The sequence below is a fragment of the Streptomyces anulatus genome (genome assembly GCF_000721175.1).
In the GTDB taxonomy this organism is placed as follows: domain Bacteria; phylum Actinomycetota; class Actinomycetes; order Streptomycetales; family Streptomycetaceae; genus Streptomyces; species Streptomyces anulatus_C.
The window spans coordinates 41,288-48,630 of record NZ_JOEZ01000048.1 but is presented as its reverse complement, the minus strand read 5'-3'; the positions used below and the strand labels follow the sequence as shown (position 1 = coordinate 48,630).

The window sequence follows — 7,343 nt, the reverse complement described above, 5'->3', positions numbered from 1 at the left end:
GCTCCGTTCCACCGACCCGGCACGGATCGCCGGGTACCGCGTCCTCGGCCGGCTCCGCGCCGGGGGCATGGGGGGGCCGGCCGCCGCCTCCCCCACCACCTCCGGCGCCGGCGCCGGCACCTCCACCGCCGAAGCCCCCGCCCTCACCGAAGCCCCCGGTGCGGACCGAGCCGCCGGAGCCCCGGGCCGTGGCCCTGCCGACGTACCGCAAACCGACCCGCAGACAGCCGCGGAGCGGGCCGTCGCTGGTGTCCCTGACACTGCTCATCACCGCCCCGGCGGTCTTCGCCATCGCCGTGCTGCGGCCGCGATCATCCCGCTGACCAGGAGAGACGCATGTCCGAGTGGCTCGTTCTGAGCATTGCCATGGCGTCCGCCTGCGCGGTCGTCCTCACCATCGCGGTCCTGAACAACCGGCGGATCGGGGATGACGACGACCCGTCCGAGACGCCCGACGTCATCGAGTACATGACGATGATGATCGGCGTGGTCTACGCGATCGTCCTGGGGCTCGCCATCGCCGGGGTCTGGGAGGGCCGCAGCGCCGCCCAGGAGTCCGTACGCATCGAGGCGCAGGCGCTGCACGAGGTGCAGGCCCGGGCCTCCGTCTACCCGGCCGAGGTCCGCGACCGCATCCGGGCGGGCGTCGACGCCTATGTCAGCCATGTCGTCCACGACGAGTGGAAGGTGATGTCCGAACGGAACACGCTCACCGAGCGCGGCACCCAGCTGCTGGACAAGGTACGGGCGGACGTCACCGGCTACGAGCCGAAGACCGACCACGAGGGGCAGGCCTACCAGCCGCTGGTCGACCAGGTGGCGGCGGCGGACGACGCCCGCAGCTCACGCGGGCAGAACGCCGGGGCGACGATGCCCGGGGTGGTCTGGTTCGGGCTGATCACCGGGGCGCTGGTGACCGTGGGGCTGATCTTCACCCTCCAGATCCGCAGAACGTTCCGCGAACTGCTCCTGGCGGGCCTGTTCAGCGCGTTGATCGCCTTCCTGCTCTTCCTGATCTGGGACTTCGACGCGCCCTTCGGCCGGGGCATCTCGGCCACCGCCGAACCGTTCCTCGACATGTTCCCGGGAGCCGCCCGCTGAGGCCCCGCTCCCCCGGCCGGTGGGCCGGTCGGGGGACCCGCGCTGACCCATTCGCCCGACCCCGATCGCGGGCTGGGGTGACCGCTCCTAGCGTGTCGGGCATCGAGGTGCATTTTTCCTGCTATGTGGAAATCGGTTCCGCAGCTGCCCCTCGGGGAACCCGGAGGATCCACCATGCGCGCGATACGTGTCGCACCGCTCGCCCTGCTCGGCGCCAGTGCCCTGACGCTGCTGGCCCCGTCCGCCGCCCACGCCGCGCCGGACGGGGCCAGCAGCACGTTCAATCCGACGATCAGCCCGTCGGTCATCGCACCGGGCGGCCGGGTCACCCTCGGCGCCGGCGGCTGCACGGGCGAGACGATCGTCACGTCGGGCATCTTCGACACCACCACCATCCCGAGCGGCAGCACCACGGCCACCGCCACCGTCGACACGGACGCCCGCCGGGGCGCCGTCTACGCGGTGACGTTCACCTGCGGCTCGACCGGCACCTCCCGGAACGTCAACCTCACCATCACCGGCGGCGCCACGAGCACCCCCACCCCGGCCCCGACACCCACCACGGTCCCGACCGCCAGCTCGACGGCCCTCGTGCCGGGCGGCGTGCGCGGCGGCCTCGGCGGAAGCTCCGGCACCACCGACCCGGTGGAGGTCGCCGCCGGAGCGGCCCTGGTGGTGGCAGCGGCCTCGGGCGCCCTCTACTTCGCGCGCCGTCGCTCCACCGACCGCCGCCACTGACCGCGAGCATGCGGCGCACGACAGTCGCCCCGGGTCCTGGTCCAGGACTCGGGGCGACGGGCGTATCGGGCCGGGCGGGAGGTTCGACGCCTTAGAACGCCGCATGGCTCGTCCGCCGACGCCGGACGAGGAAGACCGCGCCACCGACGGCCGCAGCGGCCACCAGACCGCCGCCGACCTGCATCTCCACGGAGCTCGGCCCCATCGAGCCGCCGAGCCCGCCCTGCGCGCCGTTGCCGGCGAGCACGGTGAACTTGTGCGTCGCGATCCGTTCGTTGTCATTGCACTTCACGGAGAGGTGGTACTGACCCGGCGTGGTGTTGTTCCGCACCCGGGCGTGGGCGTAGTTGGTGCCGTCGCCCGGCGAGAGGGTGGTCGTCGGGAACGCGTTCGACCAGACCTTGCCGCCGTGACCGCAGCCCTGCGCGGTGACCTTCAGCATGCCGCCCTGGTGGACGGACTGAGGGTTGACGGCGACGTTGACCGGACCGTTGGTGGCGACGGCCATGGGGGCCGCGAGCCCGACGGCCGCGAAAGCGGTCGCGGTGACCGCGAGAGCGCGTGAAGCACGCATCGTGTGAACCTCCAGCGGGAAGCGCCCCCGGGGGCTTCTCCCCCGGGCTGGATCGACGAGAACGCCTCCCATGACGAACACTCACCAGCGGAACGAAGGATCGCACTTCGGCGTTACTCCACCCCGGTGACGCGACACGCCGTACGAGAACCCTCGAACCTGACGGAGCCGCAGGTCACAGACCGTCAGAACTTTTATCTGCTCATTACTCCGATGGGCAGTCACCCAGCAGGGCTCCCCACCCCGCGGCCACCCGTTCGCCCCTCTCTGATCGCCGCCCGGCCGCAGCGCCCTTAGCGTTCACAGCGTCGCGACGAAGGGAGAATGATGGGCCGGGACTACGCTGGCGCCGAGCGGACCAGACGGGTGCCTTGGGGGGCGATCGCCCTGGTACTGCTCAGCGGCCTCGCCCTCATGCGCAACGGCACGGAGTTCGGGGAGGCGGGCCCGCCGCAGCCCGCCGCGGCCGCCTCACTGGACCTGGGCAAGGACACCGCGGGACCGCCGGTGGAGGGCGAGCCGGTGCAGCCGCTGCCGTACGCCCCGGCCTCGCGCGTGAAGATCTCGTCCATCGACGTGGACGCCCCCGTCATCGACGTCAACCTGGACGCCAACGGGTGGATCGACGCCCCGCCCGCCGAGGACAACAACCTCGCCGGCTGGTACCAGAACGGCATCGCCCCCGGCCAGCGGGGCACCGCCGTGGTCGTCGGCCATGTCGACAACACGTCCGGGCCCGCGGTCTTCTACGGCCTCGGCTCGCTCCAGAAGGGGCACCGCGTGGAGGTCGCCCGCTACGACGGCCGGGTCGGGATCTTCGAGGTGTACGGGGTGGAGGTCTTCTCCAAGAACGACTTCCCCGGTCCCCGGGTCTACGGCGACACCGGCCACGCGGAGCTGCGGGTCATCACCTGCGGCGGGGGCTACTCGAAGGCGGGCGGCTACGACGGCAACGTGGTGGTCTTCGCCCGGCTGGTCGACACCCGCTGACCGGACGCCCCCGCGCGGCTGTGCCCCCGGCGGTCCTTCGCGCCTCCATGGCCGCCGCGGGCACAGGTGTGCGCACGCGCTCTCAGAGCCTGTCGGGAGACCTCTGACCGGGCGGCCACGCCCTGGCACGCACGCTTCCGGCGTCGCCGAAACGCCCTGGCAGCTCCGCTACGAGGACCTCTCGGCGCCTGGGAACCGCACGCACCGGACCGCGTCCGCTCTCCGGTCGAAGACCACCCGACAGGCTCTCAGACGCGGTGCGGCACCGTGATGCGGTAGTCGGCCAGCAGGCGGGGCAGATACCGGCGCAGGGCCGCGACGCTCTGCGAGCGGTCGCCGCCCGCGTCGTGCGAGAGGACGACGACGCCGGGCGCCGCTCCGTCCAGCACCCGGCGAACGATCGTGCCGGTCCCCGGCGTCTTCCAGTCGAGCGTGTCCACGGTCCAGGCCATCGGCTCCATGCCCAACTCGGCTCCGATCTCGAAGGAGTTGCGGTTCCACGCGCCGTACGGGGCGCGGTACCACAGCGGCGGGACCCCGAGTGCGCGCTCCACCACCTCGCTGGTACGCCCGAGCTCGTCGCGGATCGCGGGGCGGGAGAGCTTCGGGATCAGCGGGTGGGACCAGGAGTGGTTGCCCACCACATGTCCGTCGTCGGCCATCTCGCGCAGCAGGTCCTGGTTGCCGTCGGCCATCTCGCCGCAGACGAAGAACATCGCCCGGACCCGGTGCTCGCGCAGGGTGGCCAGGATGTCCGGGGTGTAGAGCGGGTCGGGGCCGTCGTCGAAGCTGAGGACCATCGAGTGCCCGAGCTCGGGAAGGTGCTCGAAGGGCCGGGTCCGCACCGGCGGCCTGGCCGGTCCGAACCGGGGCGGGGTGGCCCCGGTCATCGGGTCGAGCCGGTACGGGGAGGGCCGGCCCCGGACGCTCGCCGGGGGCCCGGCGGCCGCGGCGGGCGGGGTGCCCGCGGCGCGAGCGGGGCGGCTGGGCGTCGATGCCGGATCGGCGGCGACCAGGTGCACGGCGGTGGCGGCTCCGAGGCCGAGGGCGCCCTTCAGCAGGGTGCGGCGCTCGGGTCCGGTGTGATCACTTCTCATGGCCAACTGCTCGCACGGCCGGACGTCCACTCCGGCCGCCGACACCGAGCGCTGACCGTTTTGCACCCGATCGACGCAGTATGTTCATCTTCCTCGGAGCTCGCCGACGGCCCCGGGCCTCCCCCGCGGCGCGGGCCGATAGCCTCGGAGCCGTGACAGAGCAGCAGCCTCATCGGTTCGAACGCGGTACGGACGGCCCCAAGGTGATCGTCGCGGGGCTCGACGGCACCGATTCGTCGATGCGCGCGGCGGCCTACGCCGCCGGACTCGCCCGTCGGCAGAACGCCATGCTGGCCCTGGTGTACGTCCAGCCGGTCATGACGGCGGGCGCCGCGCTGGGTGTGCCGGTGAGCGACGCCACGGGCGAGGTGGCGGAGGACCTGGCCGCCGAGATCCGCGCGGCGACCGAGCGCTTCAGTGACACGTGGGACATGCGGTGGGAGTTCCACACCTTCCGGGGCGACCCCTACAACGGCCTCGTGACGGCGGCCGACGAGCTGAAGGCGGACGCGGTGGTGGTCGGGGCCTCGGAGTCGGCCGGGCACCGCTTCATCGGTTCGGTGGCGGTACGCCTGGTGAAGGCGGGACGCTGGCCGGTCACCGTGGTGCCGTGAAGAGCGTTCACTTTCCCATGAGGAGCCCGTCGCCCTCCGCACCCCGGCCGAGGACGACGGTACGGATACGGTCGCGGACCTCGCGGAGGTGCTCGGCACCGTCGTCGATGGTGGTGTTGAGGTTGACGGCGCGTCCGGTGACGGTGTCGTACCACTGCGGGACGAACTCCGCCTTCTTCACGGTCCAGCGCTCACCGGGCTTCGCGGGCGGCGCGAAGGTGAAGCGGCCCATCGAGCTCTGGTTGCCGCGCGGGTCCTGGACCCCCTCATAGTTGATCATCGCTCCGGCGATCTGGTCGCCCATGCCGTAGACGACCCAGGTGCCGTTGACCTTCTCGTACGCCTGCGGCACATGCGCGTGGGTGCCGATGATCAGGTCGATGTCGGGGCGGCCCCCGTCGGCGGACGCGGTGAGGCGCCGGGCCAGCTCCAGCTGCTGCCCGTCCGGCTCGTCCTGCCATTCGGTGCCCCAGTGGGCGGACAGGACGACGACGTCGGCCCCGGCGCGCCGGGCCGCCCTGGCCTCCTCGATGATCTTCCGCTCGTCGGTCACGTCGACCGTCCAGGGCCGGTCGGCGGGCAGCGGGATGTCGTTGGTGCCGTAGGTGTACGCGAGGTGGGCGACCTTGGCCGCACCCTTCCCCGGCCCGGCGGGCAGGATCGTGGGCCGGGCGGCCTCGGCGGCGGTACGGGCGGAGCCGGCGTGCCGGATGCCCGCCCTGTCCAGTGCTCCCAGTGTCCGCCGGACGCCTTCGGCCCCGTCGTCGAGGGTGTGGTTGGAGGCGGTGGAGCAGGAGTCGAACCCGGTGGTGCGCAGAGCGGTGGCGACCTCGGGCGGCGACTTGAAGCTCGGGTAGCCGGTGTAGGGACCGCCCTCCTTCCCGTACACCGTCTCCATATGGCAGAACGCCAGGTCGGCGCCGGAGACGACCGGTGCGACACCGGCCAGCATCGGGGCGAAGTCGTAGCCCTGGCCGCCCGCGTCGGCGGCGGCCCGGTCGATCACGGAGGAGTGCGGCAGGACGTCGCCCGCGGCGAGAAGCGTGAACGGGCGGGGCCCGTCGGCGTCCTGGCCGCCCGCACCGCGGGCGGCGGGCGGTCCGCTCGGCACGGAGGCCGTGTACTGCTGCCCGGTGCAGCCGGTGGCCGCGGCGAGCAGGAGGGCGAGGGCGGCCACCGTGCCCGGTCGGATGCGCTGCGTCATCTGCTCGACTCCATGTTCGGATGATTGCGACCATCCGACTACACATACCTTCATATCGCATACGCAAGGAGCACTGCCGCATACCTAGCTGAACTGGTCGTACCGGCCGACCCCGACGGCCCTTCGACCGTTCACCGCACCATTCGCCGCACTGAGCGACCGCTCGTCGCACGCCTCGGCGAACCGCCTGTTCCCGCGCCGCCGAATGCGTTCGGATACGCCAGTCGGCAACGAGGCCGTCAGGGGCCTCGGCGGGAGAGGACGTTCATGAACACCACGACGACGACCGACGAGCGGACCCTCGCGGAGTTGCAGCGGGAACACGGCCCCGCCCTGTTCCACTTCCTCCTCGGCCTGACCTTCGGGGACCGGCAGCGGGCCGAGGACCTGGTGCAGGAGACCCTCGTACGCGCCTGGCAGCATCCCGAGGCCTTCGACGCCCCCTACGAATCGATGCGGCCCTGGCTGTTCACTGTCGGCCGCCGCCTCGCCATCGACGCGCGGCGCTCCCGTCAGGCCCGCCCCGTCGAGGTCAGCGACACGGTGCTGGAGAGCACCCCGGCCGCCCTGGACGCCGCGGACCGCGCCGTCCGCGCCCTGGACGTCCGCGAGGCGGTCCGCACCCTCAGCCCCGAGCACCGTGCGGTGCTGGTGCAGATCTACTTCCGCGGGCTGAGCGTCGGCGAGACGGCCGCGGTGCTCGGCATCCCCGCCGGGACCGTCAAGTCCCGGTCGTACTACGCCCTGCGGGTTCTTGCGCGGACCCTGCCCGGCTACTCCCGCAGGTCATCGGACCGGAGCAGCGCCAGCAGGGCGGAGGCCTCGGCCACCTCCACGTAGACCCGGGCGCAGTCGTCGCAGCCCCGGAGGTGGCGGGCGACCCGGCAGGTCTCCCCGTCGTCCAGGGCGTCCAGGACGTACGCGCCCAGCAGCAGGCGCACGTGCGGGTCGTCGCCGGGGTCGGCACTCATTCACAGCCTCGCATCTCCTGGGCGGTCCTCCCCTTCTGCCCACGCGGGGCGCCC

At 72.5% G+C, this 7,343-nt stretch carries 10 protein-coding genes; 6 read left to right on the top strand and 4 right to left on the bottom strand.

Annotation, left to right across the window (positions count from 1 at the left end; genetic code table 11):
* The first annotated feature begins 188 nt into the window (after nt 1–188).
* The 3 genes from IG90_RS46770 to IG90_RS0135870 all read left to right on the top strand — a co-directional run bounded on the left by IG90_RS46770 (nt 189) and on the right by IG90_RS0135870 (nt 1,839).
* A complete protein-coding gene (locus tag IG90_RS46770; protein ID WP_033894982.1) occupies nt 189–323 on the top strand; it encodes a hypothetical protein in 135 nt (44 codons plus the stop codon).
* Nucleotides 324–336: 13 nt separating this feature from the next.
* Nucleotides 337–1,101, top strand: coding sequence for a bestrophin-like domain (locus IG90_RS0135875; RefSeq protein WP_030594354.1), 765 nt, complete (start codon nt 337–339; stop codon nt 1,099–1,101).
* Between the two features lie 174 nt (nt 1,102–1,275).
* Nucleotides 1,276–1,839: a hypothetical protein gene (locus IG90_RS0135870; protein ID WP_030594351.1), complete on the top strand. Its 564-nt coding sequence runs from the start codon at nt 1,276–1,278 to the stop codon at nt 1,837–1,839.
* A gap of 91 nt (nt 1,840–1,930) precedes the next feature.
* On the opposite strand, the gene IG90_RS0135865 is transcribed toward IG90_RS0135870, so the two are convergent.
* Nucleotides 1,931–2,413, bottom strand: coding sequence for a hypothetical protein (locus IG90_RS0135865; protein ID WP_030594349.1), 483 nt, complete (start codon nt 2,411–2,413; stop codon nt 1,931–1,933).
* A 327-nt stretch (nt 2,414–2,740) separates the two neighbouring features.
* Between IG90_RS0135865 and IG90_RS0135860 the strand changes: the two genes are divergently transcribed.
* Nucleotides 2,741–3,403 (top strand): class F sortase, encoded by a 663-nt coding sequence (locus tag IG90_RS0135860; protein ID WP_030594347.1) that lies wholly within the window; start codon nt 2,741–2,743, stop codon nt 3,401–3,403.
* 248 nt (nt 3,404–3,651) lie between these two features.
* On the opposite strand, the gene IG90_RS0135855 is transcribed toward IG90_RS0135860, so the two are convergent.
* Entirely contained in the window at nt 3,652–4,500 is an 849-nt protein-coding gene (locus IG90_RS0135855; protein WP_030594344.1) for a polysaccharide deacetylase family protein, read from the bottom strand.
* A gap of 152 nt (nt 4,501–4,652) precedes the next feature.
* Here IG90_RS0135855 and IG90_RS0135850 point away from each other — a divergent pair, with 152 nt between their 5' ends.
* Nucleotides 4,653–5,114, top strand: a complete 462-nt coding sequence (locus tag IG90_RS0135850) for a universal stress protein (RefSeq protein WP_030594342.1) — start codon at nt 4,653–4,655, stop codon at nt 5,112–5,114.
* Between the two features lie 7 nt (nt 5,115–5,121).
* On the opposite strand, the gene IG90_RS0135845 is transcribed toward IG90_RS0135850, so the two are convergent.
* Nucleotides 5,122–6,318, bottom strand: a complete 1,197-nt coding sequence (locus IG90_RS0135845; RefSeq protein ID WP_030594339.1) for a CapA family protein — start codon at nt 6,316–6,318, stop codon at nt 5,122–5,124.
* 267 nt (nt 6,319–6,585) lie between these two features.
* Between IG90_RS0135845 and IG90_RS0135840 the strand changes: the two genes are divergently transcribed.
* Nucleotides 6,586–7,158 (top strand): sigma-70 family RNA polymerase sigma factor, encoded by a 573-nt coding sequence (locus tag IG90_RS0135840; protein ID WP_030594336.1) that lies wholly within the window; start codon nt 6,586–6,588, stop codon nt 7,156–7,158.
* Here IG90_RS0135840 and IG90_RS0135835 read toward each other — a convergent pair.
* Nucleotides 7,092–7,289 carry a zf-HC2 domain-containing protein gene (locus IG90_RS0135835; protein ID WP_030594333.1) on the bottom strand — a complete coding sequence of 66 codons (198 nt, stop codon included), beginning with the start codon at nt 7,287–7,289 and terminating at the stop codon, nt 7,092–7,094. The two genes, IG90_RS0135840 and IG90_RS0135835, sit on opposite strands and share 67 nt — an antisense overlap.
* Between the last annotated feature and the right edge of the window lie 54 nt (nt 7,290–7,343).